Source organism: Natronococcus occultus SP4, assembly GCF_000328685.1.
In the GTDB taxonomy this organism is placed as follows: Archaea; Halobacteriota; Halobacteria; order Halobacteriales; family Natrialbaceae; genus Natronococcus; species Natronococcus occultus.
The window spans coordinates 2,665,254-2,688,222 of record NC_019974.1; the positions used below are offsets into that span (position 1 = coordinate 2,665,254).

A 22,969-nucleotide genomic window follows, 5' to 3' on the forward strand; every position below is an offset into this window, starting at 1 on the left:
GTTCGGGATATCAGCGCCGTTCCGATCCCCGCATGCGGTTTTCGTTCGAGCTCCTGTCTGCTCACCGGTAAGCATTGCCCGGGCCGACGAACGGAGGCCGGTCGCCGACGAAGCGGTCGTATGACGATCGCAGTGCGGACGCTCGACGACGGCGCGTGGATCAGCGTCAACGACAGCCGACAGGTAAGCGTGAGCGACGTTTGGACACTGTCACACGGCGTATTCTGCGAGTGCGAACCGGCGTACGTCCTGCTTGAGGGGTTTTTCGGCGTCGACGTCAGCGGCTCGATCGTCGTCGCGGACACCGTCGGGCGATGTCTCGAGTGTGGTACCCAGGATTCGATCGATCGGTTACCCGTCGGCCGAATCGTCGACGGCGAGTTCAAACCGTACGGACCCGAGGGAGTCCAGTCGATCGTCGAGCCGAATCCGCAACCCGAGTAACATCGGTGTGGCAATTTTCTCCGGAACCAGCTAGATGCGGGGAGAACTGACGTGAGGCCGGGGTGCTTATAATAGCGGTTCATAGGGTGGGATCAATGCCGAGTGACGTCGAAGAGTGGAAAGAGGAGCTCTACGGTACCGACATCCGCGCGGAAATAGAACGATTCGCCGAGGAGGGGTGGGACGCGATCCCCGACGACGAGCACGACGCCTGGTTCGAGCGCTTCAAGTGGTACGGGCTGTACCACCAGCGCGCCGGCCAGGAGTCGTACTTCATGATGCGGATCGGCCCGCCGGGTGGCGTTCTCGAGCCCGGCCAGTTCCGAGAGATCGTCGAGATCGCGGACGACTTCTCTCGTGGCCCCGCGGAGAATCCGGTGTTTGGCAACGGCTGGCTCGACGTGACGACCCGCCAGGCGATCCAGCTCCACTGGATCCGCCTCGAGGACGTCCCGGAGATCTTCGACCGGCTCGAGTCGGTCGGGCTCTCGACGGTTCAGGCCTGTGGCGACTCCTGGCGCAACATCGTCGGCTGTCCCGTCGCCGGCAAGGACAAACACGAACACGTCGACGCCGGTGCACTCGCCGACGAACTCCACGACACGTTCAAGAAAAACGAGGCCCACTCGAACCTCCCGCGGAAGTGGAAGGTATCGGTCACGGGCTGTGACGAGGGCTGCGGCCAGGGTGACATCAACGACCTCGCCTTCGAGCCTGCAAGGAAGGAGATCGACGGCGAGACGGTGACGGGCTACAACGTCCGCGTCGGCGGCGGACTCTCGCGCAACGAGCCCCGTCTCGCCCGGGACATCGACGTCTTCGCGACGCCCGAGCAGGCCGTCGACGTCGCCGGCGGCATCTCGGCGCTGTTCCGTGACAACGGCGACCGAGAGGACCGCTACAACGCCCGCATCAAGTTCCTCGTCGACGAGTGGGGCCCCGAGAAGCTCCGCGAGACCCTCCAGGAGGAGTACGTCGACTTCGAGCTCGAGACCGCGGGCGAGGACCTCCGGGAATCCTACTCCTACAACGCCGGCGAGGCCGACGGCAAACACGACCACGTCGGCGTCCACGAGCAAGCCGACGGCGACTACTACGTCGGCCTGAACGTCCTCGTCGGCCGTATCGGCGTCGACGAAGGGTACGAGCTGGCCGACGCCGCCGAGGAGCACGGCTCCGGCGAAGTCCGGCTCACCCAGCGCCAGAACATCATCTTCACGGACGTCCCCGAGGAGAACCTCGAGGAGCTGCGCTCCGAGCCGGTACTCGACCACTACAGCCCCGAGCCGCACCCGTTCCAGCGGGGTTCGATCGCCTGTACCGGAACGGAGTTCTGTTCGCTCTCGATCGTCGAGACGAAGAACCGCCAGGTCCGTTACGCCCGCTGGCTCGTCGACAACGTCGAGCTCCCCGAGGGCGTCGAGAACTTCCACATCCACCTCTCGGGCTGTACGGCCTCCTGTGCTCAGCCCCAGATCGCCGACGTCTCCCTGCGCGGAATGAAGACGCGCAAGGACGGCGAACCCGTCGAGGCGCTCGATATCGGACTCGGTGGCGGGCTCGGCGAGGACCCGCAGTTCGCCTCCTGGATCGCCGAACGGGTGCCCGCCGACGAGGTGCCGGGTGCGATCGCGAACCTGCTCGAGAACTTCGCCGAGGCCCGCGATAGCGAGGCCCAGAGCTTCCGGGAGTTCGTCGCCGAGCGCGACGACGAGGCGCTCGCCGAGCTGATCGAGCCCGAGGAGACGGGCTACGAGGATCCGTTCATGCACAACACAAAGCGGACGTGGTACCCCTACGCCGAGGAGGACGATATGGACGCGAGCCCCGCGCCCGCACAGGCCGACGGGACGCCGATCCCGTCCGACGACTGAGACGGTCTGCTGGACCGATTTGCCGGCACAACCGCAAGACGGTTCGCGGTTGCGCCGTCAACGACTTCCAGTAGTCCGTCCGACCGACGGCCACCGCTCGGCATCGATCTCTCGATTGCTGTTTTCCGGCGGATCCGCGTAGCCACAGCAGTCGGTTCGGCAGTTCCCGTTGCGCGCCGCTGCCGGGCTACCTAAGTGCGTTCGGCCGCTCTCGGGACACGATGGCAGACCGTCTGATGAAAGTCAACGCGTACACGACGCTCGATCTCGTCGACGCCGTCGCGAAAGGCCACGAGTTCGAGACCGAATCGCTCGCCGTCGTGAACGCGACAGCGGACCGAGAGGAGCCCGACTGCGTCCGGTTGCAGTTCGAACTCGACAACATGACCGAAGAGCACCTCCCCGCCCACATGGAGGAGCTCCAGCTAACGCCCGATCAGGCTCGAACGATCGCGGACGACCTCGAGAAACACGCAGAGCGGGTCGAGGACGCGACCGACGAGTAGCTCACTTGAGGTCCTCGAGGGTGTCCTTGGCCTTGTCGACCGCGGTGTCGAACGTACTCTCCAGTTCTTCGACCGAGCGCTCGACGTGGTAGACTCGCTCGCTCGGGACCCGTCGAACCATGTCGTTGCCGTCCTCGTCGGTACCGTACGCGAACAGCCAGTGGTCCTGGAAGTAGGCGATGTGGTCGTTGTCGACGGTGACCTCCTCGATCTCGTCGCTCGAGTTCCGGTAGACGATCGTCGCGGTGCCGAGTTCTGCCATACGTCCGCTATATTGGTCTCGAACGGGAAGCCGCTAGCCCGGCAGCTGCAACGATTGTGTGGAAATACCTAACATAGTTAGGGGTGGCCGGCTTTCGGCGCGAGATCGTACGACGGTGTATGAACACGACGCAGCTGAACCGGCTGGCCGACTTCGGTACCCGCTCGATTATCACGCACGGGCTCATGGCGGCGTCGCTTGTCGGTGCGATCACCGCGGGGCTGTTCGTCGGCGGTGAGCTGGGGCTGGTCTCGTTCGTCGCGCTGTTGAACTTCACTGCCGGACTGTGGATCGCACAGTCGCTCCACTCGCTGGGCCACGCGCGAGACGGCGGCGAGTACAGCGGCGTCCTCGACGAGCTGCTCGAGCGCACCGAAACGGGCTCTGACTCCGAGCGCGGTCTCGACACCGGCCGGCTAGCGCGGCTCGGAACGCTGATCGCGTTCGTGACGGCGGTCTCGCTGCTGACCTCGGCACAGGTCCTCGCGGGAGCGCTATTCTCGGTCGCGGTCGTCGCCATCGGCAGCGTCGCGCTCGTCACCGCCATCATCGGCTTCCTGATCTCGCTGGGGACGGCCTACGACGCGTCGGCAGAACGGTGGGAGACGGCTACCGACCAACGGCGCCGCGAGCTGGCCGACAACCAGGAGTGAGCCGTCGAGTCGGCGGCCGTCGGCGGACTGAAGTGCGCCTCGACGAACGAACGAGTATGCAGACGACGCTGTACCACGACGGCTGGACCCGGGCCGAGGGAGTCGCGGTCCGGGGTCGCGCGTTCGAGGACGGTCGCCTCCTCGAGGACGACGTCCTCGCCGCTCGCCTCTCCGAAATCCGGGAGTCCGACGCCCCGCTCGAGGACGTCGCGGCTCTCGCAGCCACCCTCGAGGGCTTTTTCGCCGCCGTCCTCGAGGACGGCGACGCCACCTACCTCGTCGCCGACGGCGCCCGATCGATCCCGCTGTACTACGGCGTCGAGGGGCCGGTTGCCGACCGCGGTCGCGTCGTCCGCGAGGCGCTCGAGGCGGAAACCGATCCCGTTCTCGAGAGTGAGTTCCTCCTGACGCGGTACGTTACCGGTCCGGAGACGATCTGGGAGGGGGTTTACGCGACCCAGCCCGGCGAGGTGGTCCGGATCGACGGTGACGGGATCGAACGGCGAACCTACCGGGAGTACTGGCCCGCGGGGCCCGAGGACGAACGCACGAACGAATCGGCGACCCCTCGGGCGAGCCTCGAGTCGGCCCTCGAAACCGCGCTCGATCGCCTCGAGCGCGTCGCGGGCGACCGCCCTGTCGTCGTCCCGCTCTCGGGCGGCTACGACTCGCGGCTGCTCGCGTCGGCGCTCGTCGAACGCGACCGGGAGGTGATCGGGTTCACCTTCGGATGTTCGGGCCACCCCGACGTCGAACTGAGCAGAGAGATCGCGGACCGCCTCGGGATTCGCTGGGAGTTCTGTGACTACGACGCCGACCGCTGGCGCGAGTGGTACCGCGGCGCGGCGGGACGGGAGTACCGACGGGCGGCGTTCGGTGGCGACGCGCTGCCCTTCCTCGCGGAGTGGCCCGCCGTCCGCGAGCTAGTCGCCGACGGACGGCTGCCGACCGACGCGCTGTACTGTCCGGGCCACACCGTCGCGACGCCCAGCGAGCGGCTGCCGCGGTTCGTCGGCGAGCGCGAGTGGGAGGCGTCCTCCAGCGTCGGCTGCGGGCCGGCCGTCGACGCCGACGACGACGCACTCGACCGGGAGCTGGTCGACCCGACTCTCGAGGACGTCGTCGACTACGTCCTCGATCGCCACTACGCGCTGTGGGAGTGGGACGATCCGACGTTCGAACGCGCCGCGCGCGAGCGGATCCGGCGCGGGCTCCGCGGCGACCGGGATCCGGACGCCGTCGCGGGGCCCGCGAGCGCGGCCGCAGCCTACGAGCGCTGGGAGTGGCGCGGACGGATGGCGACGTTCACCAACGGGGACCTCAGGGTGTACGAGGACGCGGGTCTGGACTGGTGGCTCCCGCTGTGGGACCCCGCCTACGTTCGCGCCTGGGAACGAGTCCCGCTCGCGTCCCGACGGGGGAAGGGACTGCACGCCGACCTCGCGCGCGATCGCTACCGGCGCGCGGCCGACGTCTCCGACGAACGAGCGGGGTTGACGGACCGATCGCTCTCGGCCGCGGATCGCCACCTGGCGCTGGTTCGACATTCACCGGTCTGCCAGTTCACCGAGCGCGGCGGGGCGTGGGAGCCGCCGTTTCTCGCGTCGCGGTCGGCCTGGAGCGAACCGGGCTCCCATCCCCTGGCGTGGTACGGGATCGTCGACGACGACGTCCTCGAGGCGCTCCCGGCGTTTCGGAACCTCTACGCGCTGCGGACGCTGGCCGCGACGGGTCGGCTCGACCTCGAGGACGCGTCGGGCCCGATCCCCGACAGACCGACGCTTCGGCTGCCGACCGAGGACTGAGACGGATTGCTGTACCGATTTGCCGGCGCAATCGCGACCCAGGCGGCGGTTGCGCCGGAACTGACTTCCAGTAAGCCATACGAATCGAGTCGAAAGCGCGACCCTTACGTACCACCGGTTGTGATCACTCGGTAATGAGACGACGGACGTTTCTCGCAAGCGGAGGGGCAGTCGCCGGGCTCGGCCTGGCCGGCTGCGTCACACAGGAGGGTGACAACGGTGGCACGACCGGGAACGGCGACGACGAGGACGTGCTCCGGGTCGCGGCGAACACTTCGTTCGTCGACGCGCCCAGCGACAGTCCCGGCGAGTGGATCGCCGAGGAGTTCGCCGACCGGTACGACGTCGAGTTCGAGTGGCACACGCCCGAACAGGAGCTGAACTACTACATCGAGCGCCACAACGAGGACGTCGAGATCGAGCCCGAGCTCTACCTGGGGCTAAACCCCCACGAGGTCGTCCGGGCCGACGGGAACACCGACGGCGAGCTGTTCGTCGAGACCGACGACGACGCGCTCGAACACCTCGCGAACGTCGACGAGGAGCACTACTTCGACCCCCAGGGCCGGGTGATCCCGACCTACCGGAGCTTCTGTGCGATGGTCTACGACGGCCGCAACGTCCCCGAGCCCGAAACGTTCGAGGACCTGCTCGATCCCGAGTACGAGGGCCAGATCGCGGTCTCGAACCCCCAGCGCGGGACGACCGGACTGCTCTTCTTGCTGTGGACGATCGACTACTTCGGCGAGGACGAGTACCTTGAGTACTGGGAGGAGCTGCTCGACAACGACACCCGCGTCCTCGACTCCTGGAGCGAGGTCTACGCCCAGTTCGAGGAGGGCGAGATTCCGGTCGTCGCCTCCTACGCGAACGACCGCGTCTACGCCCAACGCGCCGGCAACGACCTCGAGAAACACCAGGTCGCGTTGCTGAACGACCAGGCCTACGCCAACATCGCCGGCATGGGTCGGTTCGCGGATGGGACGAACGACGAGCTCGCCCACGAGTTTATGGATTTCATCCTCGATCCCGAAGTGCAGGCGGTGATCGCCGAACGCAACGTGACGGGCCCGGTCAACGACGAGACCGAGCTTCCGGAGGTGTACGAGGAGTACGCGGAAGTGCCGGACGACACGCCGTTTTTCGACTACGACGACCTCGAGGCGAACCTCGACGACTGGCTCGGCGAGTGGGAGCAGGTCGCCGCGGGCGACCACTGAGCGAGCCGTGGCCCCGAGCGCTCCGGACGATCCGACTGCGGGCGTCGCGAATCGGCAACCGCCGCGAGCGACGACTCAGTCGCCGTCGCTCCGGGCGTCCCGGCCCAGCTCCGACTCGACGGCGTCGACCTTGTCGCTCGCAGTCATCGACTTCTCGCGTCTGTCGTCGACCTGCACCAGCGTCTGGACCTCGCTGCCGTCGACGGCCTGGTGGGCGGCCCCGCAGGCTGCGAACAGCTCCTCGGCGTCCTCGGCCTCCAGCGTCGTCGCCAGCGGCGTCGTCTCGTACTCGACGTCGTACTCCTCGAGGGCGTCGATCGCAGCCGCGACGTCCTCGGTCGCGTCGTCGTCGGTGATCGGCGTCACGCGAAGCAGTGCGAAAACCGTCATGGACGTTCGTTTCCCCGGTCGCCACGTAGTGGTTTCGATCGGCGGTACCACCGGGTTGTCCGCGCGTAGCAGGACGCGAGGACGGACGGGCGAGCACCGAGGTGTGCTGGCGTGACCGATCGTCGCGAGCCGACGACCGACGGCGGGGCGACCGCACCCGTCGACGCGCCGACGCCCGGCTCCGGGGGGGACGATCGATCGGGGCCCGCTTCGGAGGACGAACGGTACCGCGCGAGGGGGATCCGCAACCGCCTCGAGCGACGGGCCATCGCGCTGTTCGGCCTCGGTACCGTCTCGCTGCTGCTCGTGTTGTTTTACTACCCCGTGGCGACGGTGTTCGTCGAGGCCGTCGTCGTCGAGGGCGCGGTGACGCTTGCAGTCTTTCTCGAACTCCTGCGGGATCCGTTCTACTTCGGGGATTTCGCCCGGCTGTTCGCCGGCGAGTCCCCGCTTTCGGTCGCCGCGGACCTCCTCTCGAGCGATCGTCGGATCGGGATCGTCGGCTTCACCGCCTACCAGGCGTTCCTCTCGACGCTGCTCAGCGTCGTGCTCGGCGTCCCCGCGGCGTACGTCCTCGCGCGCTACGAGTTCCGCGGCCGACAGACGCTGCGCTCGTTGACGGTGTTGCCGTTCGTGCTCCCGTCGATTATGGTCGCCGTCGGCTTCGTCGCGACGTTCGGGGAGAACGGTACGCTCAACCGCCTGCTGGGACTCGTCGGACTCGGCCCGATCGAGCTGATGTTCACGCTGGAGGCGATCCTGATCGCCCACGCCTTCTACAACGCCCCGCTGGTAGCGCGGGTGACGACCGCAGCCTGGGAGTCCGTCGACGCGAGCGCGATCGAGACCGCCCGCAGCCTCGGGGCGAGCCCCTTCCGTGCCTTTCGGGACGTCGTCGCCCCCCAGCTGTACCCGGCGGTGCTGATGGGTGCGGCGTTGACCTTCGTCTTCACGTTCGGCACCTTCCCGATCGTGCTGGCGCTCGGCGGGTTCGAGCTGGCGACCGTCGAGGTGTTCGTCTACCGGCTGATCCAGGATCTGAACTACGCCGAGGCGGCCGCGCTGGCGATCGTCGAACTCGTCATCACGCTGGGGATCCTCTACGGCTACCTGCGCTACGAGGCCACCCACGTCGTCCGCTCGCGGGGCGTGCGTCCGCTTCCGCGTCGGCCGCTCTCCCCGCCCTCGCTCTCCGTTCGCGAACTGCTCCCGCGGGCTGGAATCGCCGTCTACGCCGTCATCGCGCTGGTCGTCTTCGTCTCGCCGATCGTCAGCATGCTCTACGCGAGCGTCTCCGGGCCCGACGGGCTCACGCTGGATCACTACCGGTTCCTGCTCGAGCGCCAGGAGACCGCCGCGGCGTTCCAGGTCCAGCCCTGGCCCGCGATCCGTAACTCCCTGCTCTTTGCCGCGGGCGCACTCGCACTCGCCCTGCCGATGGGTGTCGTCGTCTCGGTGCTAACGACCAGACGCTACCGGGGTCGGAAGCTCGTCGACGCCGTGGCGATGGCCCCGCTCGCGGTCTCGGGGATCATCGTCGGGATCGGCCTGCTTCGGGGTCCGGTCTTCGGGATCGAGCTCTCGGGCTGGCGGATCGCGATGGGCGGCGCCGCGGCGATCGTCGCCGCCCACGCTGTCTCCTGTTACCCGTTTGTGGTCCGGACCGTCGCGCCGGGCCTCGAGTCCGTCGATCGCTCGCTCATCGAGTCGGCTCGCGCGCTCGGTGCTTCCCGGGCCCGAGCCCTGTACGACGTCGAACTCCCGCTGGTCTGGCCTGGCGTCGTCGCAGGCGCGGCCTTCGTCGTCGCCATCTCGATGGGCGAGTTCTCCTCGACGGTCATTTTGGCGACCGGAACCGACCAGTACACGATGCCGGTCGCGATCGAACGGTTCATCGGCCGTCGCCTCGGACCCGCAACCGCAATGGGCGTCGTCCTGCTGGTCGTCACGAGCATCAGTTTCGTGATCATCGACCGCCTCGGAGGTGAGAGCTTTGGCATCTGAGGAGCCCGACCGGGCGCTCGATCGATCCTCGTCCGCTACGGACGCGACGAGCGACGAGCCCGCCGCGGACTCGATCGCCGTCGAACTCGAGGCCGTTACGAAACGATATGCCGAGACGACCGCCGTCGACGCCGTCTCCCTGGCGGTCCGCGAGGGTGAGTTCTTCACGCTGGTCGGCCCCTCCGGCTGCGGGAAGACGACGACGCTGCGGCTGGTCGCCGGGTTCGAGTCGCCCACCGACGGCGCCGTCCGCTTTCGCGACGAGGACGTCACCGGCGTTCCGCCCGAGGATCGAGACGTCGGCGTCGTCTTCCAGAACTACGCGCTGTTTCCCCACATGACCGTCGGCGAGAACGTCGCCTACGGGCTCAACTTCGCCGATCCGCCCGGTGGTGTCTCGGACGACCGGCGGGTCCGGGAGCTGCTCGAGCTGGTCGACCTCGAGGGGATGGCGGACAGAGAGCCCGATCGACTTTCGGGCGGCCAGCAACAGCGGGTCGCGATCGCCCGCGCGCTGGCGCCCGGTCCCGACGTCCTCCTGCTCGACGAGCCGATGAGCGCGCTCGACGCTCAGCTGCGCGAGCGACTCCGGATGCAGGTGAAGGCGATCCAGCAGGAGCTGGACATTACGACGATCTACGTCACTCACGACCAAGAGGAGGCGCTGGCCATCTCGGATCGCGTCGCGGTGATGCGAGACGGGACGCCCGAACAGGTCGGCCCACCCCGCGAGATCTACCGCCGTCCCGGAACGCGGTTCGTCGCGGAGTTCGTCGGCGACAACAACGTCTTCGAGGGAACGGTTCGGTCGTTCGACGGAAACGGGCTCGCGTCGGTCGACGTCGGACCGGAGACGTTCGCCGTCGCCCCCGGAGAACGCGACGTCGCCGTCGGCGACGGCCTCGCGTTCTGTGTCAGACCGGAGAACCTGGTCATCGCGGCTGATCCGAACAGCGACCTCGAGACGGCAACCGCGACCCGGGCGACCGTCCGCAGCGCGGAGTTTCTCGGCGAGACGACACGAGTCCACCTCGAGTGGCAGGGCCAGGAACTGCTCGTGCGAACGCGGGATCCGCTCTCCGGCGACGTCCTCGTCGGGTTCGATCCGGAGAACGCACACGTCGTCGCGGTCGATCGAACTGTCTGATCGGCTCGACCGGCCCAGTACAGGGAGTCGCCCGGACGGGACGATCCGATTTTCCCATTTCCTGACTTGCAAAGAAGAGATTCAGCATAGTAGGGGGGGTAGATAATCTTAATAGGGTACTCCCGATCCTGTTACCACATGACGTGGTCCAACCAAAACTGGTGGCCGAACCTATTGCGATTGGATATCCTCGACGATAACACCGTGGACGCCGGTCCGTACGCCGAGGACTTCGACTACGCAGAGGAGTTCCAAAAACTCGATTTCGAGGCAGTGAAGGCGGACATCGAGGAGGTGATGACGACCTCCCGGGAGTGGTGGCCGGCCGATTACGGTCACTACGGGCCGCTGTTTATCCGGATGGCGTGGCACAGCGCGGGAACGTATCGCACTCTCGACGGCCGCGCTGGCGCGTCCGGCGGCCTCCAGCGTCTTCCGCCGGAGAGCAGCTGGCCGGACAACGTAAACCTCGACAAGGCCCGCCGCCTGCTCCAGCCGGTAAAGATGCAGTACGGGCGGCAGCTCTCGTGGGCCGACCTGATGGTCCTCGCCGGAAACGTCGCCCTGGAGTCGATGGGCTTCGAGACGTTCGGCTTCGCGGGGGGCCGCGAGGACGCGTACACGCCCAACGAGGCCGTTGAGTGGGGTCCCGAAATGGAGTGGGAGGAGACCTCGCCCGAGCGCTTCCACGAGGGAGAGGTGGGAAACCTCAAGGACCCGCTCGCGAACACCGTGATGGGCCTCATTTACGTGAACCCCGAGGGTCCGTACGGCGAACCGGACCTCGAAGGCTCCGCGAAGAACATCCGCGAGGAGTTTTCCCGCATGGCGATGACCGACGAGGAAACGGTTGCGCTCATCGCCGGCGGCCACACCTTTGGGAAAGTCCACGGCGCCGACGACCCCGACGAGAACCTCGGTCCCGAGCCCGAGGCGGCCCCCATCGACCTGCAGGGCCTCGGCTGGCAGCACGAAGGCAGCGAAGACAAGATCGGCGGACTCGACGTCATCTCCAGCGGGATCGAAGGGCCGTGGAACGCCACGCCGATCCAGTGGGACATGGGCTACGTCGACAACCTGCTCGAGCACGAGTGGGAACCCCACAAGGGCCCCGGTGATGCGTGGCAGTGGCGAGCGAAAGACGAGGAGGGACTCGAGCCCGCGCCGGACGCCCAGGACGAATCGGAGACGCAGCTGCCGATGATGCTGACGACGGACGTCGCCCTGAAGCACGACCCCGACTACCGAGAGGTCTTAGAGCGCTTCCAGGAGAACCCCAACGAGTTCCGGGAGGCTTTCGCGAAGGCGTGGTTCAAGCTCCTCCACCGCGACATGGGCCCGCCCGAGCGGTACCTCGGACCGGAGGTTCCCGACGAGACGATGATCTGGCAGGATCCGATCCCCGACGCCGACTATGACCTGATCGACGAGGACGCAATCGACGACCTCGAAGCGGAGATTCTCGAGTCGGATCTCTCGGTCCCGCAACTGGCCACGACCGCGTGGGCGTCGGCGTCGACGTACCGCGATAGCGACAAGCGCGGTGGCGCGAACGGCGCCCGCATCCGCCTCGAACCACAGCGGAGCTGGGAGGTCAACGAGCCCGACAAGCTGGAGCCGGTCCTTTCGACCTACGAGGAGATCCAGGAGGAGTTCAACAGCTCGCGCTCGGACGACGTGCAGGTCTCGCTGGCCGACCTGATCGTCCTGGGCGGCAACGCGGCCGTCGAGCAGGCGGCGGCCGACGCCGGCTACGACGTGGACGTGCCGTTTGAACCGGGTCGCACGGACGCCACACCGGAGCAGACCGACGTCGAATCCTTCGAGGTGCTCGAGCCGAAGGCCGACGGCTTCCGGAACTACCTCGGTGGCGAGTACGACGACCTGTACGACTCGCCCGAGGAGCGGCTAGTGGACCACGCGCACCTGCTGACCCTGTCGGTGCCCGAGATGACGGTACTGGTCGGCGGCATGCGCGCGCTGGGTGCGACCTACGGGGACTCCGACCGCGGCGTCCTCACCGACCAGCCCGGCACCCTGACGAACGATTTCTTCGTGAATCTGCTCGACATGGACTACGAGTGGGAGCCGGTTTCGGAGGACAACGAGGGCTTCGAGATCCGCGATCGCGACACCGGCGACGTCGAATGGGAAGCCACCCGCTTCGACCTCATCTTCGGCTCGAACGCCCGACTTCGCACCCTCGTGGATGCCTACGGCGCCGCTGACGGCGAGGAGGAGTTCGTCCGTGACTTCGTGGACGCGTGGAGCAAGGTGATGACGCTCGATCGATTCGACCTCGAGTGACCACGGCCAGTAAGCCGTGGGAGGAGGTCACTCCCCCTTGACCCGGCTCCCACCCGGCGGCATGAAGTGCTGGATGCGGTCCGGGCTGGCGATCTTCCGGACGAACGACTCGTCGGCGAACTCCTCGCGGAACTGCCGGTAGAGCCGCTTCGCCGCGTCGGCCTGGGCGTATCGGCCGGGCTCGAGTTCGATCAGCGTCTCCACCTGGCCCTCGATGGCCGACGGCGGCCCGCCGATCACGCGGGTGTAGGGCTCACACTGGATGCCGACCGCCGCGCCGACGGGCGTGTCCCGGTAGTAGGTTCGGTCCCCGCGGATCGCGAACCCGCCTTTCTCCAGGTACTCGCCGCTCTCGGGGGTCTTGGTGACCTGATCCGAGTCCACTGCGTAGACGTCGCCCGCGTAGCGGCCGTCCTTCCAGACCGACGAGTACGAGACCGCGAACTGGGCTGCCTCCTCGATGCTCGAGTCCGGCAGCTCGATATCCGACGAGGACGCCTCGCTCGGATCGGTCGCCTTCAGCACCGTGACGGGACCCCCGTGGGCCTGGGTGTGGAGCACCGTGTCGCCGGGTTCGAGGTACTTTTTGACCAGCTCCTCGTTCTGGTCGGCGCTGCGCCCGCCGATCACGAGGTAGCCGTCGCTGGTGTGGAACCACCGAAAGCGGTCGTACCAGGGTTCGTTCTCGCGGATCGGGACCGAGGCCATCTCGAGCCAGTTTTTCTCTTCGTCCTCCTCGTCATCGTCGTCCTCGTGGTCGTCCGTTGCCTCCCACTCGTCGCGGCGTCGCTTGGCGTCTTCTAAGTCCTCGCGGGTGTCCTCGATGGCCGCCAGCGCGCCCTCTTTCTTCTCCTCGATGCGTTTGGCCTCGGTGTAGAGGCGGTCGGCGTTCTGCTCGACGCCGTCGTCCGCGACGAGATCGATCTCCTCGCCGTCGAGCTCGACGGTGACGATCCCCTCCGTCCCGTCGACGCCAACGACCGCCTCGGCGGCCTCGATCCCGCGTTCTTTCCCCTCCTCGAAGCGCTCCTCGATCTCGTCCCAGGGGCGATCCTGTGTGCGGGCCTCCTGGATCGTCGAGAGGATGTCGTCGACCAGCTCGTAGCGGGCGTACAGCAGCTCGGCGTTTTCCCGCTGGGCCTGGGCCTGCTGTTCGAACCCCTCGATCGCGCCCTGCTGTTGTTCGATGATCCGCTCGTGTTTGGCGATCTCCTCCTCGAAGTCGGGTCGTTGTTCGGTCGGGTCGGGCTCCTCTTCGTCCTCGAGTTCGAGCTCGAAGAAGTAGTCGTCCAGCGCCCCGAGGAAGCTGTCGGCGGCTTCCGCGGTCAGCCCCTCGTCCTCGTGTTCCTCGAGCGGAAACGGCGTGGCGTCGACGACCGGACCGGTCGTCTCCTCGTCCTCGGTCTCGTCTTCGGCGGGCGCCCGGTACAGCCGCGGATCGAAGTTCCCGTTCCGGACGTCGAGCGCGAGCCGTTCGATGGCCTCGTAGACGCGTCGGTAGTCGTCCTCGGTGGCGTCCTCGATGTCCAGGGCCTTCTCGACGCCCGCGCGGGTGCAGATCTCTTCGGCGTAGAGCCCGCCCATGTTGAGCTGAGTCGCCAACGTCCGGACGACGTCCGTATCCGAATCCTCCATCTCGCGGTCGAAGGCCTCCCGCGAGACCGACAGCGGGTTCGTCCGCGAGTCAGGAAACTCGTACCGGGAGCCGGGAACGACCGTCCGCGATTTCAACCGAACCGTCTCGAGGCAGTCGATGACCTCGTACTCGCCGTCGGTGACGGCGATGTTCCCCTGCCCGAACAGCTCGACGATGATACGGGTGGTGCCGTCGTCGCGTTCGAAGACGAACTCGAGAATGCGGTCGAACTCGAACTGCTCGACGCCGGCGAAGTCAGCACCCGACAGCCGGTTTCGAAGCATCATCGCGAACTGAGGAGGCCGCCCCGGGGCGTCGGGTACCCGCTCGGGGGCGACCGTGTGGGCGCGTTTGATTTCGCCGACCTCGATCAGCAGCTCGACGCGACCGCGGTCGAAATCGCGCATCTTGAGCCGCAGGAGGTCGTCGCCGTAGAGATAGGCCTTGTCGACCTTCGCACCCTCGTAGGTGCCGAACTCCCCGACGAGGGCCGCGAGGTCGACGCTCGTAAGCTCCCGCTTTGGATCCATACCTCTACCTGCCCGGCCCGGTCAAAAAGGCGTGTCGCTCCGGCCCGAACCCGCGGTTTCCGTCCCGGGTCAGAAAGGCTCATCGGCGACGAGCGCGTTTTCGCCGAGTATGAAGGCGACAGGCTCGCACGCGAACGGAACCGATCCGAGGACGTCGAGGCGAAATGCGGGTCGACGAACCGACGGGGGGATGGACCGATGAGCGCACCCCAGGCACCGGTCTGGGCGGACGTTTCGAAGCTCTCGTCGTTTCTCGATCGGCTCGAGGAGACCGGTGGGTTGTCGGCTCGCGGACTGGTCGAGGAGCTCGAGGTCGACGTTCCGGCCGAGGGCGTTGCCTACCACGACCGCGGAATCAGGATCCCCGGCTACGACGCGACGTTCGTCCACGAGCCGACGGGCTCTCGCGGCCGACCGGCCTTCAGCGTCCAGATCGACACGATCGGACCACGAAACGGCTGGGCGATCTTCGATCGGACGCTGTCGTGGGACGTCTACCTGCTCCGGACGGAGGGGGCCGCGGCCATCGCCTGGCTGAGCGACGAGGAGTATCGGATCGAGGAAGCCGACGAGTTCGACTCGAAACACGAGGCGATGGCGGCGGGGCGGTTCTCCTTTGGGGTCTTCCTCTATGCCGGCGAGGACTGGGAGGAACAGCAACGGCGGATCCGGAGCACGAACGCGCCGGCGTACCTGCTTCGTGAGGACGGCCAGCCGATGATCCCGAACACCCAATCGGAGTTCTACAACCTCGTCGACTCGACGGTCACGGAGTTTCGGACCAGCGGCGCGGCGGCGGACTACCTCGGACTGCTCGAGCTCGAGGCAACTATCGACGGCTAACGAGTTGTTAATCGTTTCAGAGCGTCCGAGACGCCCGCTTGAACGGAGCGGGGCCGGACGAAAGGGATCACAGGGTACGTCGTCGAAGACCGCTCGAGTGGGGGGAGAAGCGTCGAGCGGTGGGGGTGGGGGAGTGGACGACGCACCCGAATGAGGTACAGCGGGTGTGGCGCTGGTTGTCTGGGGGGAGTGTGATCGATGCCGACGAACGTCGGCACTCGATGGTTCACATCCCGTTAATATAAAAATTTCGTAAGCAAAGTTATGTTTTAAACATGGTGAGGTGCGAACCCGATCGGGGTTCCAGCGGCAGCCGTCAGTCCTCGCCGGCCGCGTCGGCCTCCCATCCTTCGGTGAAGATCCGATCCTCGTCGGCGCCCGCGTCCGCGAGCAGCTCCTCGGTTTCGACGACCATCTCGGGGACCCCACAGAGGTAGCAGTCGGCGTCCGCGACGTCCTCGAGGTCCAGCGACTCCGGAAGGTGATCCTGGACGTGTCCGGTTCGACCGTCCCAGGCTCGATCGTCCGCGGCGTCGGAGAGGACGTACTTTACGGACAGCTGCTCCGCGCCCGCCCGTAACTGGTCGAGGCTCTCGCGGAAGATCAGGTGCTCCTGATCCCGTTCGCCGAACACGAGCGTGGCAGTGCCGGTTCCCGCTCTGGCGTACTGTTTGACCATCGGGTACAGCGGCGTGATGCCCGTTCCGGTAGCGACGAAGACGGCGTCGCGATCGAGGTCGCGAACGTAGAGGTTGCCCTCGACCGGTTCGATCTCGATCTCGTCGCCCGGCGTTCGGTCGTGCATGTAGACGGAACCGGTGCCGTCGTCGTAGCGTTTGATCGTCAGGACGAGCTGGTTGGTTCCGGGCTCGTTGATCGCCGTGTACGGGCGGGCGTCCGCTTCGCCGTCGACCTCGAAGTGGACCGTCGTGTGCTGGCCCGGGTCGAACTCGAAGCGGTGGTCGTCGGCGACCAGCCGGAACTGCTTGACGTCCGGCGTCATCCGGTGGACGTCCGCGACCGTGGCGGTGATCGTCATGCCTCGTTCTGAGGCCAGTAGCTACTAAGCCGTACTGTCGGCACGTGCACCCCGTGCGATTGCAAAAAGTGACCCTCGATCGGAGGCGTTGATCGAGCCGTTAGGCCTTCTCGTCGACGGCGGCCTCGATGGCCGCGTACAGCTCGTCGGTCTCCTTCGTCGGCGAGTAGACCGTCCCCTCGACGCTGACCTGCGGGACGTCATCGACGGACAGCTCCTCGATCTGGTCGACCGTCTCGTCGAGCTCCGCCTGGTAGGTGTCACCCGCGGCGGCGTCGTAGACCGTCTCGGGATCGTCGACGTCGGACTTCTTTGCGACCCGCTTGAGTCGGTCCGGGGTCGCCCACTCCTTCTCGGTATCGATGTTGATCGCGACGCACTCGACGAACGCCCAGAACTGGTCGGGATCGTGGTCCCAGACCGCCAGTCCGGCCCGGGCCAGTCGCGGCCCGTCGTCACCGTGCAGTAGCGTTCCGTCGAAGGAGGCGATCGCGTGCACCTCGAGATCGACCGCTCCCTTCTTGACGTACTCCTCGAGCAGTTCCGTGAACTCCTCGAGCATGAACTCCGAGGTTTCTGCCGATTTCCAGGAGCCGAACAGCTTGATCGTCACCGGAGCGTCCCCTTCGCCGGCGATCGGGAAGACGGACTTCGGATCGTCCGGCGTCGGGATCGGATCGAGCGCACCCTTTGGCTCCTCGATCTCGTCGTCCTCGTCCGGATCGTCGCCGTTCCCGCCGTTCCCGCCGTCGGACTCGTTGCCGTTCGGCGACCCGTCGTCTTCGTCGTCCTCGTCGTCGGAGAGGAAGTCGGTACATCCTGCCAGTCCAGCAACGGCCGCGCCACTGCCGATCTGTAGTACGCGCCGTCTCGTTCGGTTATCTTGCGTCACGCTCCTGACTAACTCTGCATCCGGAATTACTACTATTCAGATAACTCAGATATTACTGAATTTATAATTCCCTGACTACCGTTGTGGATGATACATCCGCCGCTAATCAGGCTGCTAACGCGTCGAAATACACTCATTAAAAACACTCACTGACTGTTATACATTAGCCAGACGTCCTCGAAAAACGGCCTGTCGGCGGCTCTCGGAGGACGTTACCGTCCCCAGCGTTACGGATTCAGAACGACTTCGCGAACGTCGTCGACGCCGGCGCGACGCACCGCAGCCCGAACCGGATCGCGGGCCCCGACGAGATTGTCCGAGTTGCCGTCGAGGACGAGCCACTTTCCGGGCGCTCCCGGCTCGAGCGGCCCCCACTCCAGCCCCGCGAGCTCGGCACCGTTGATCGTCGCCATCCGGAGAATCGTCTCGGCCGACAGCTCCGAGCACTTCGCGAGGAACTCCATCTCGCGAAACATCGACGGCGAGTTGAGCATCACGTTGTCGGTGCCCAGCGCGAGGGTCGTCCGCTCGGCCAGCTCCGCGGCAGGCGGGAGCCCGACCCCGGTGACGAGGTTCGACCGGGGACAGAGCACGATCGGCACTTCGGCGTCGGCGATCCGTTCGAGGTGGTCGGGTTCGGGATGAACGACGTGGACCAGAAAGTCGGGCTCGAGGTCCAGCGCGCCGTCGAGGTCGTTCGGATCGGCCTCGCCCGCGTGGATGCCGAACGGTTTGCCCGCCTCGCGGGTCGCGGCGCGTTCGTCCTCGAAGTCGGCGTCGTTGGCTCCACTGGCCCCGAACCCGTCGCCCGCCTCCATCGCCGCGACGGAACCGCGGGCGAACGACAGCGCCTCGAGCTTGAGGCCCGCCGCGGCGTCCTCGAGCAGCTCGACGCCTTTCACGTCACCTTCCCGAAAGTCGAGACAGGCGGCAGTCCCCCCGCGCTGCATATACCGCAGCGATCGCCGTATCGCCCCGACGAGCTCCTCGCGGGAGGCCTGCCGAAGCAGACGGTGTTTCAGCCCGTCCGGCGGGGCGACCAGCTCCTCCAGCGAGAGCCCGCCGCCGGCCTCTTTCGCGATCGAGTCCCCGACGTGGGTGTGTGCGTTGACAAAGGGCGGCAGGATGATATCCGAGCTGTCGACCGACTCCTCCTCGATGGCTTCGATCCGACCCGCATCGTCGATGACGATCCGTCCTTCGACGGGCTCGAGTTCCCGCCCGCGAAGGATCGTCCCGGTTCGCTCCATACCGAAGAGTCGGCTGGCTCGCCCTTCAACGGTTCGCGTTCGATCGGCGATCAGTCGACGAACTCGTCAAGCGTCGTCTCCAACCCGTCCCGTACCTCGGTGACGAGCGCGCCGTCGATGTCGAGCCCGAGGACGTCGACGGCGGCCCGGCCGACCCGGTCGCGGAGTTCGGCGGGCGAGTAGACGCCGAGCCGCCACTGAGAGTACTGGGCGGCACGGAGCGCCTCGACCAGCGGTGACTGCTCGCCGAGTCGGCGCATCTCGCCGTTGACCAGCACGCGGGTGGTCGACTCCGTCATCGACGGCCGGCTCGGAACGTCGAGGATGACGTGGGCCGGATCGACGCTCACCCGGTCGGCGATCTCGCGCTCGAACTCCCGGATCGACTCGTGGTCGGCCTCGATGATCCCGCCCGGTACGTCGTCGATCTCGGCCCAGACCGCTCGCTTGAACAGATCCCGGTGGTCGAGTCGACGCGAGAACGCGCTCGTCGCCTCACAGTTCCGCAGCGCCACGGTCAGATCGTAGTCGTCCATCCGCTGGAGCGTCTCGGCGTCGATCCCGGCCGTCGGCGCCTCGAGCAGTCGTTCGGCTGCCCGCCGGAGCATGGCCTTGCTGATCCGGGCGACGCTATGGCTGTACACCGTTGGATTCATTAACGCCCGCGCGACCAGCAGGCTCTCGGCGGCCTGCACGTTCCCCTCGTCGAGGACGAGCTCGTCGTCGGTGAAGGTCAGCTCCCGGACCAGCCGCCCGTGGTCGATCGTCCCGTATGGCACCCCCGTATGGTGGGCGTCCCGCACGAGGTAATCCATCCGGTCGACGTCGAGCTCGCCCGAGACGAGCTGGCCGAACCGCCCTTCGCCGGCGACCAGTCCGGCGACTACCTCGGGCTCGAGATCGTGCTCCCGGAGGACGTCGCCGACCTGACCGTCGGCGAGCAACCTGCCGACGTCGTCGTGATAGCGTCCCGTCCGGCGGTGGGTGAGCGATTCGAGGTTGTGGCTGAACGGGCCGTGGCCGACGTCGTGAAGTATCGCCGCGGCGTGGACCCGCTCGGCTTGCTTCCCCTCAACTCCGAGCTGCTCCAGGGCCTCGCAGGCGAGGTGATAGACGCCGAGGCTGTGTTCGAACCGGGTGTGGTTGGCGGAGGGGTACACCAGGGAGACGGTCCCGAGCTGGGCGATGCGGCGCAGTCGCTGTACTTCCGGCGTATCCAGCAGCGCGCGGGCGACGCCGTCGACCTGGATGTGGTCGTGGACGCTGTCCTTGATGGTCTTCATTGTCGGCGTTTCGCCGCGTTCGTACAAAAATCGTGGTACGATACGCCGTCCGCGGTTGAATACGACGAGTGTACTACTTTAGGCGTGGCCGCCGTTGTTCGGATACGATGACTGAACTGACGATTCCACCGGACGCCGACGAGGAGCGCGCGGCACAGTTGGTCGAGGAACACGTCGAGATCGGCGACGTCGTCGAAGTCACGAGCAAGGAGTGGGCCGACGACAGCCAGGACTTCGATATCGAGGGAACGGTCACCGGTCTCGAGCCCGGCTACCTCGAGCTCGACGACCAGCCCGTCGACGAGGGCAGCGTCCGCTACGACGAGATCCACACCGTCACGCAGGTCGATTCCGCGTAGGGTCGGATTCCGCATAGCGGATTCCGCGTAGACGCGTCCACGCCCGACGGAACCGTCGCTCAGCCCGAGGACGCGTCCCCGGTAACCGGGTTCTCGGGCGCCTCGCCGTCGAGGACCCTCACGACGTCGCGAGTGACGCCTTCGCGGAGCTCGACGATCGACTCCTCGGAGTACCACGCGACGTGGGGCGTACAGACGACGTCGTCACGGTCGACCAGCGGCGAGTCCTCGGGCGGTTCGTTCGGTAACACGTCCAGTCCCGCGGCGGCGAGGACGCCGTCCTCGAGGGCCGTCGCTAGCGCCTTGTCGTCGACGATTTCGCCGCGGGCCGTGTTGAGTACGATCGCGTCGTCGTCCATCGCTGCGAACGCCGCGGCGTCGAACAGCCCTCGAGTTTCCGCGGTCAGCGGCGCGTGGACGGAGACGATATCGGAGCGCTCGAGCAGCCCGTCGAACGACACCTTCTCGACGCCACACTCGGCGAGTTCGTCGGCGGACTGATGGGGATCGTACGCGACGAACTCGAGGTCGAACCCCGACAGTCGCTCGACGATCCGTCGGGGGATCGAGCCGAAGGCCGCGAACCCGAGCGTCTTCCCCGGCAGCCGCTCGATCGGCGCGCCGACCGTCCAGTCCCAGGTCCCCTCGGCGATCGCGCGGTCGTACAGCGCGGTCTTGCGCACGCAGGCGAACAGGAGCGCGATCGTATGCGTCGCCACCTCGCTCTGACAGTAGTCGGGAACGTTGACCACAACGACGTCCTCGTCGGCGGCGGCTTCGAGATCGACGGCGTCGACGCCGATCCCGTACCGGCCCACGACCGCGACGTCGAGCAACTCGAGAACGGCTCGGTCGATCGGCGCGTACTGAACGAGCAACGCGTCGGCCTCGACCTCCCGAGCCGCCTCAATCACCTCGTCGGCGGTTTCGGCGTCCGTCGCGACGAGATCGATGTCTCGCCCCTCGAGGACGTCGCGTTCGATCTCGAGGTCGGGAAAGTCAAAGTCCGTGACAAGGATCGTGTCGGTCATCGGTCGAGCGATTCGTTCGTCCGGTTCGCCGATAGGGATGTCGCCTGCGGTGACGTTCGTGTTCGTCTCATGTGGGTGCGATACCGGCTTCGGTTCTCGTGAGGAGGGACAGCACGACCGAGAAGAGCCAGTGGGACCGGCGTCGTCGTCGGTGAACGCCCGGTTTAACCCGTTCCTACCGGTCGGCTGGACGATTACTCACACCGAGATCAGCTCCGGGAAACATACGTTCGAGCCACGCGCTCCGGACCGAATCACGCCACAGCTACCCGGAGTTGCCGACCGAGAACGGCCCCCGTGCGACGGGAGCCGCCAGTGGACGGTCGGCCCCTGCACGGCGTCGCGGCTCTCAGTACAGCTCGTCGAGGTCGCCCTCCTCGTGGCTGTGGTCCTCGGCGGGAAACGAGCCGGACTCGACGGCCTCGACGTACTCCTCGACGGCAGCGCGCATCTCCCCGCGGACGTCGCCGAACTGCTTTGCGAAGGACGGCGACCACTCGCTGAGTCCGACGGCGTCGTCGACGACCAGCACCTGGCCGTCGCAGTCGGGCCCCGCGCCGATCCCGATCGTCGGAATCCCGAGGACGTCGGTGATCTCCGCGGCCAGGTTCGCCGGAACGTGTTCGAGCACGAGCGAGAACGCGCCCGCGTCCTCGTGGGCGCGAGCGAGCTCGAGGATCCGTTCGGCGTCCTCGCGGTCGGTCCCCTGGCGTGGGTAGCCACCGTACTGGTTGACGTGCTGGGGGGTCAGTCCGAGGTGGGCCATCACGGGGATCCCCAGCTGGACCATCTTCTCGGTCAGCTCGACGGTGTGGGGGCCACATTCGAGCTTCACCGCCGCTGCGCCCTCCTCTTTGAGCATCCGTCCGGCGTTCTCGAGGCTGTCGGCCTCGTCGACGCCGAACGAGAGGAAGGGCATGTCCGCGACGACCAGTGCGTCCTCGGTCGCTCGGGCGACCGCGCCGACGTGGCGGGCCACGTCGTCGACGGTAACGGGAACCGTCGTCTCGTACCCCAGCGAGGTGTTACCGACGCTGTCGCCGACGAGGATCACGTCGACGTCGGCCTCGTCGACGATCTCGGCCGTCGGCGCGTCGTAGGCCGTCAGCATCGTGATCGGTTCCGTCCCGGCCATCGACCGCAGCTCCCGTACGGTGGGCATACGTGTAGGGTCTGGCGCCTGCGAGTAAACGTCATCGTTCCGTGTCGACGGCCCGCACCCGCGAGTCTTAAGAGGTCCCGGAGAACACGTTCAAACGTGCCAGAACGCGTCGAAACGACCTCACCCGACGGCGTCGACTACGGCTGGGTGATGCAGACGACCTTCGTGACCACGATCCTCGTCGGCGCGCCGATCGTCGCCCTGCTGTCGACCGGCGTCGACCTCCCGACGTGGGGCGCCCGTGCCGAGTTCGCGATCCGCGTCGGTGCCGTCGTCTGGCTGGTCGTGGCGGTTGCGGTGTTCGCGTACGCGAAACACACACAGGAGTAGTC

21 protein-coding genes are annotated in these 22,969 nt (G+C 66.8%); 12 read left to right on the forward strand and 9 right to left on the reverse strand.

The window, feature by feature from the left end; all coding sequences use genetic code 11:
* Positions 1-120 precede the first annotated feature (120 nt).
* The 3 genes from NATOC_RS13305 to NATOC_RS13315 all read left to right on the forward strand — a co-directional run bounded on the left by NATOC_RS13305 (position 121) and on the right by NATOC_RS13315 (position 2,824).
* Positions 121-444, forward strand: coding sequence for a hypothetical protein (locus NATOC_RS13305; RefSeq protein WP_015321969.1), 324 nt, complete (start codon positions 121-123; stop codon positions 442-444).
* Positions 445-539: 95 nt separating this feature from the next.
* Positions 540-2,318: a nitrite/sulfite reductase gene (locus tag NATOC_RS13310; protein WP_015321970.1), complete on the forward strand. Its 1,779-nt coding sequence runs from the start codon at positions 540-542 to the stop codon at positions 2,316-2,318.
* A gap of 221 nt (positions 2,319-2,539) precedes the next feature.
* Entirely contained in the window at positions 2,540-2,824 is a 285-nt protein-coding gene (locus NATOC_RS13315; protein WP_015321971.1) for a DUF6360 family protein, read from the forward strand.
* A gap of 1 nt (position 2,825) precedes the next feature.
* Here NATOC_RS13315 and NATOC_RS13320 read toward each other — a convergent pair whose 3' ends face one another.
* Entirely contained in the window at positions 2,826-3,086 is a 261-nt protein-coding gene (locus tag NATOC_RS13320) for a hypothetical protein (RefSeq protein ID WP_015321972.1), read from the reverse strand.
* A 119-nt stretch (positions 3,087-3,205) separates the two neighbouring features.
* On the opposite strand from NATOC_RS13320, the gene NATOC_RS13325 reads away from it, so the two are divergent.
* The 3 genes from NATOC_RS13325 (at position 3,206) to NATOC_RS13335 (ending at position 6,764) form a co-directional block, all read left to right on the forward strand.
* Positions 3,206-3,739, forward strand: a complete 534-nt coding sequence (locus tag NATOC_RS13325) for a hypothetical protein (RefSeq protein ID WP_015321973.1) — start codon at positions 3,206-3,208, stop codon at positions 3,737-3,739.
* A 56-nt stretch (positions 3,740-3,795) separates the two neighbouring features.
* On the forward strand, positions 3,796-5,544 hold the full coding sequence (locus NATOC_RS13330; RefSeq protein WP_015321974.1) for an asparagine synthase-related protein: 1,749 nt from the start codon (positions 3,796-3,798) through the stop codon (positions 5,542-5,544).
* Between the two features lie 134 nt (positions 5,545-5,678).
* Positions 5,679-6,764 carry a thiamine ABC transporter substrate-binding protein gene (locus NATOC_RS13335; RefSeq protein WP_015321975.1) on the forward strand — a complete coding sequence of 362 codons (1,086 nt, stop codon included), beginning with the start codon at positions 5,679-5,681 and terminating at the stop codon, positions 6,762-6,764.
* A 75-nt stretch (positions 6,765-6,839) separates the two neighbouring features.
* Here the strand turns inward: NATOC_RS13335 and NATOC_RS13340 are convergent, their stop codons facing one another.
* The gene (locus NATOC_RS13340; RefSeq protein WP_015321976.1) at positions 6,840-7,154 is read right to left on the reverse strand and encodes a thiamine-binding protein; all 315 of its coding nucleotides are present in this window, start codon (positions 7,152-7,154) and stop codon (positions 6,840-6,842) included.
* A 111-nt stretch (positions 7,155-7,265) separates the two neighbouring features.
* Here NATOC_RS13340 and NATOC_RS13345 point away from each other — a divergent pair, with 111 nt between their 5' ends.
* The 3 genes from NATOC_RS13345 (at position 7,266) to katG (ending at position 12,612) form a co-directional block, all read left to right on the forward strand.
* Positions 7,266-9,158 carry an ABC transporter permease gene (locus tag NATOC_RS13345; RefSeq protein ID WP_015321977.1) on the forward strand — a complete coding sequence of 631 codons (1,893 nt, stop codon included), beginning with the start codon at positions 7,266-7,268 and terminating at the stop codon, positions 9,156-9,158.
* Positions 9,148-10,305 (forward strand): ABC transporter ATP-binding protein, encoded by a 1,158-nt coding sequence (locus NATOC_RS13350; protein ID WP_083866587.1) that lies wholly within the window; start codon positions 9,148-9,150, stop codon positions 10,303-10,305. Before NATOC_RS13345 ends, NATOC_RS13350 begins: the two co-directional genes overlap by 11 nt.
* Positions 10,306-10,443: 138 nt before the next feature.
* Complete coding sequence (gene katG / locus NATOC_RS13355) at positions 10,444-12,612, forward strand: catalase/peroxidase HPI (protein WP_015321979.1); 2,169 nt, start codon at positions 10,444-10,446, stop codon at positions 12,610-12,612.
* Between the two features lie 27 nt (positions 12,613-12,639).
* On the opposite strand, the gene rqcH is transcribed toward katG, so the two are convergent.
* A complete protein-coding gene (rqcH, locus tag NATOC_RS13360; RefSeq protein ID WP_015321980.1) occupies positions 12,640-14,778 on the reverse strand; it encodes a ribosome rescue protein RqcH in 2,139 nt (712 codons plus the stop codon).
* A gap of 198 nt (positions 14,779-14,976) precedes the next feature.
* On the opposite strand from rqcH, the gene NATOC_RS13365 reads away from it, so the two are divergent.
* A complete protein-coding gene (locus NATOC_RS13365; RefSeq protein WP_015321981.1) occupies positions 14,977-15,621 on the forward strand; it encodes a hypothetical protein in 645 nt (214 codons plus the stop codon).
* 316 nt (positions 15,622-15,937) lie between these two features.
* Here the strand turns inward: NATOC_RS13365 and NATOC_RS13370 are convergent, their stop codons facing one another.
* From NATOC_RS13370 to NATOC_RS13385, 4 genes are all read right to left on the reverse strand, one after another.
* Positions 15,938-16,660, reverse strand: a complete 723-nt coding sequence (locus NATOC_RS13370; protein WP_015321982.1) for a ferredoxin--NADP reductase — start codon at positions 16,658-16,660, stop codon at positions 15,938-15,940.
* Positions 16,661-16,760: 100 nt separating this feature from the next.
* Positions 16,761-17,552: a thioredoxin domain-containing protein gene (locus NATOC_RS13375; protein WP_015321983.1), complete on the reverse strand. Its 792-nt coding sequence runs from the start codon at positions 17,550-17,552 to the stop codon at positions 16,761-16,763.
* 227 nt (positions 17,553-17,779) lie between these two features.
* A complete protein-coding gene (locus NATOC_RS13380) occupies positions 17,780-18,802 on the reverse strand; it encodes an amidohydrolase family protein (protein ID WP_015321984.1) in 1,023 nt (340 codons plus the stop codon).
* A gap of 50 nt (positions 18,803-18,852) precedes the next feature.
* Positions 18,853-20,085, reverse strand: coding sequence for an HD domain-containing protein (locus NATOC_RS13385; RefSeq protein WP_015321985.1), 1,233 nt, complete (start codon positions 20,083-20,085; stop codon positions 18,853-18,855).
* Between the two features lie 107 nt (positions 20,086-20,192).
* On the opposite strand from NATOC_RS13385, the gene NATOC_RS13390 reads away from it, so the two are divergent.
* Positions 20,193-20,444 (forward strand): hypothetical protein, encoded by a 252-nt coding sequence (locus NATOC_RS13390; RefSeq protein WP_015321986.1) that lies wholly within the window; start codon positions 20,193-20,195, stop codon positions 20,442-20,444.
* Between the two features lie 59 nt (positions 20,445-20,503).
* On the opposite strand, the gene NATOC_RS13395 is transcribed toward NATOC_RS13390, so the two are convergent.
* Both NATOC_RS13395 and panB read right to left on the reverse strand, forming a co-directional pair.
* Positions 20,504-21,475 carry a C-terminal binding protein gene (locus tag NATOC_RS13395; protein WP_015321987.1) on the reverse strand — a complete coding sequence of 324 codons (972 nt, stop codon included), beginning with the start codon at positions 21,473-21,475 and terminating at the stop codon, positions 20,504-20,506.
* A gap of 349 nt (positions 21,476-21,824) precedes the next feature.
* Positions 21,825-22,637: a 3-methyl-2-oxobutanoate hydroxymethyltransferase gene (gene panB, locus NATOC_RS13400; RefSeq protein WP_015321988.1), complete on the reverse strand. Its 813-nt coding sequence runs from the start codon at positions 22,635-22,637 to the stop codon at positions 21,825-21,827.
* Between the two features lie 96 nt (positions 22,638-22,733).
* Between panB and NATOC_RS13405 the strand changes: the two genes are divergently transcribed.
* Positions 22,734-22,967: a DUF5822 domain-containing protein gene (locus tag NATOC_RS13405; protein WP_015321989.1), complete on the forward strand. Its 234-nt coding sequence runs from the start codon at positions 22,734-22,736 to the stop codon at positions 22,965-22,967.
* Positions 22,968-22,969 lie beyond the last annotated feature (2 nt).

Bases quoted from the DNA above. Each gene is read 5' to 3' on its own strand.
- NATOC_RS13305 (WP_015321969.1), top strand. From the start codon at position 121: ATGACGATCGCAGTGCGGACGCTCGACGACGGCGCGTGGATCAGCGTC.
- NATOC_RS13395 (WP_015321987.1), bottom strand. From the start codon at position 21,475: ATGACCGACACGATCCTTGTCACGGACTTTGACTTTCCCGACCTCGAG.
- NATOC_RS13315 (WP_015321971.1), top strand. From the start codon at position 2,540: ATGGCAGACCGTCTGATGAAAGTCAACGCGTACACGACGCTCGATCTC.
- NATOC_RS13335 (WP_015321975.1), top strand. From the start codon at position 5,679: ATGAGACGACGGACGTTTCTCGCAAGCGGAGGGGCAGTCGCCGGGCTC.
- NATOC_RS13340 (WP_015321976.1), bottom strand. From the start codon at position 7,154: ATGACGGTTTTCGCACTGCTTCGCGTGACGCCGATCACCGACGACGAC.
- NATOC_RS13370 (WP_015321982.1), bottom strand. From the start codon at position 16,660: ATGACGATCACCGCCACGGTCGCGGACGTCCACCGGATGACGCCGGAC.
- NATOC_RS13310 (WP_015321970.1), top strand. From the start codon at position 540: ATGCCGAGTGACGTCGAAGAGTGGAAAGAGGAGCTCTACGGTACCGAC.
- NATOC_RS13390 (WP_015321986.1), top strand. From the start codon at position 20,193: ATGACTGAACTGACGATTCCACCGGACGCCGACGAGGAGCGCGCGGCA.
- panB (WP_015321988.1), bottom strand. From the start codon at position 22,637: ATGCCCACCGTACGGGAGCTGCGGTCGATGGCCGGGACGGAACCGATC.
- NATOC_RS13385 (WP_015321985.1), bottom strand. From the start codon at position 20,085: ATGAAGACCATCAAGGACAGCGTCCACGACCACATCCAGGTCGACGGC.
- NATOC_RS13380 (WP_015321984.1), bottom strand. From the start codon at position 18,802: ATGGAGCGAACCGGGACGATCCTTCGCGGGCGGGAACTCGAGCCCGTC.
- NATOC_RS13365 (WP_015321981.1), top strand. From the start codon at position 14,977: ATGAGCGCACCCCAGGCACCGGTCTGGGCGGACGTTTCGAAGCTCTCG.
- rqcH (WP_015321980.1), bottom strand. From the start codon at position 14,778: ATGGATCCAAAGCGGGAGCTTACGAGCGTCGACCTCGCGGCCCTCGTC.
- NATOC_RS13320 (WP_015321972.1), bottom strand. From the start codon at position 3,086: ATGGCAGAACTCGGCACCGCGACGATCGTCTACCGGAACTCGAGCGAC.
- NATOC_RS13325 (WP_015321973.1), top strand. From the start codon at position 3,206: ATGAACACGACGCAGCTGAACCGGCTGGCCGACTTCGGTACCCGCTCG.
- NATOC_RS13330 (WP_015321974.1), top strand. From the start codon at position 3,796: ATGCAGACGACGCTGTACCACGACGGCTGGACCCGGGCCGAGGGAGTC.
- katG (WP_015321979.1), top strand. From the start codon at position 10,444: ATGACGTGGTCCAACCAAAACTGGTGGCCGAACCTATTGCGATTGGAT.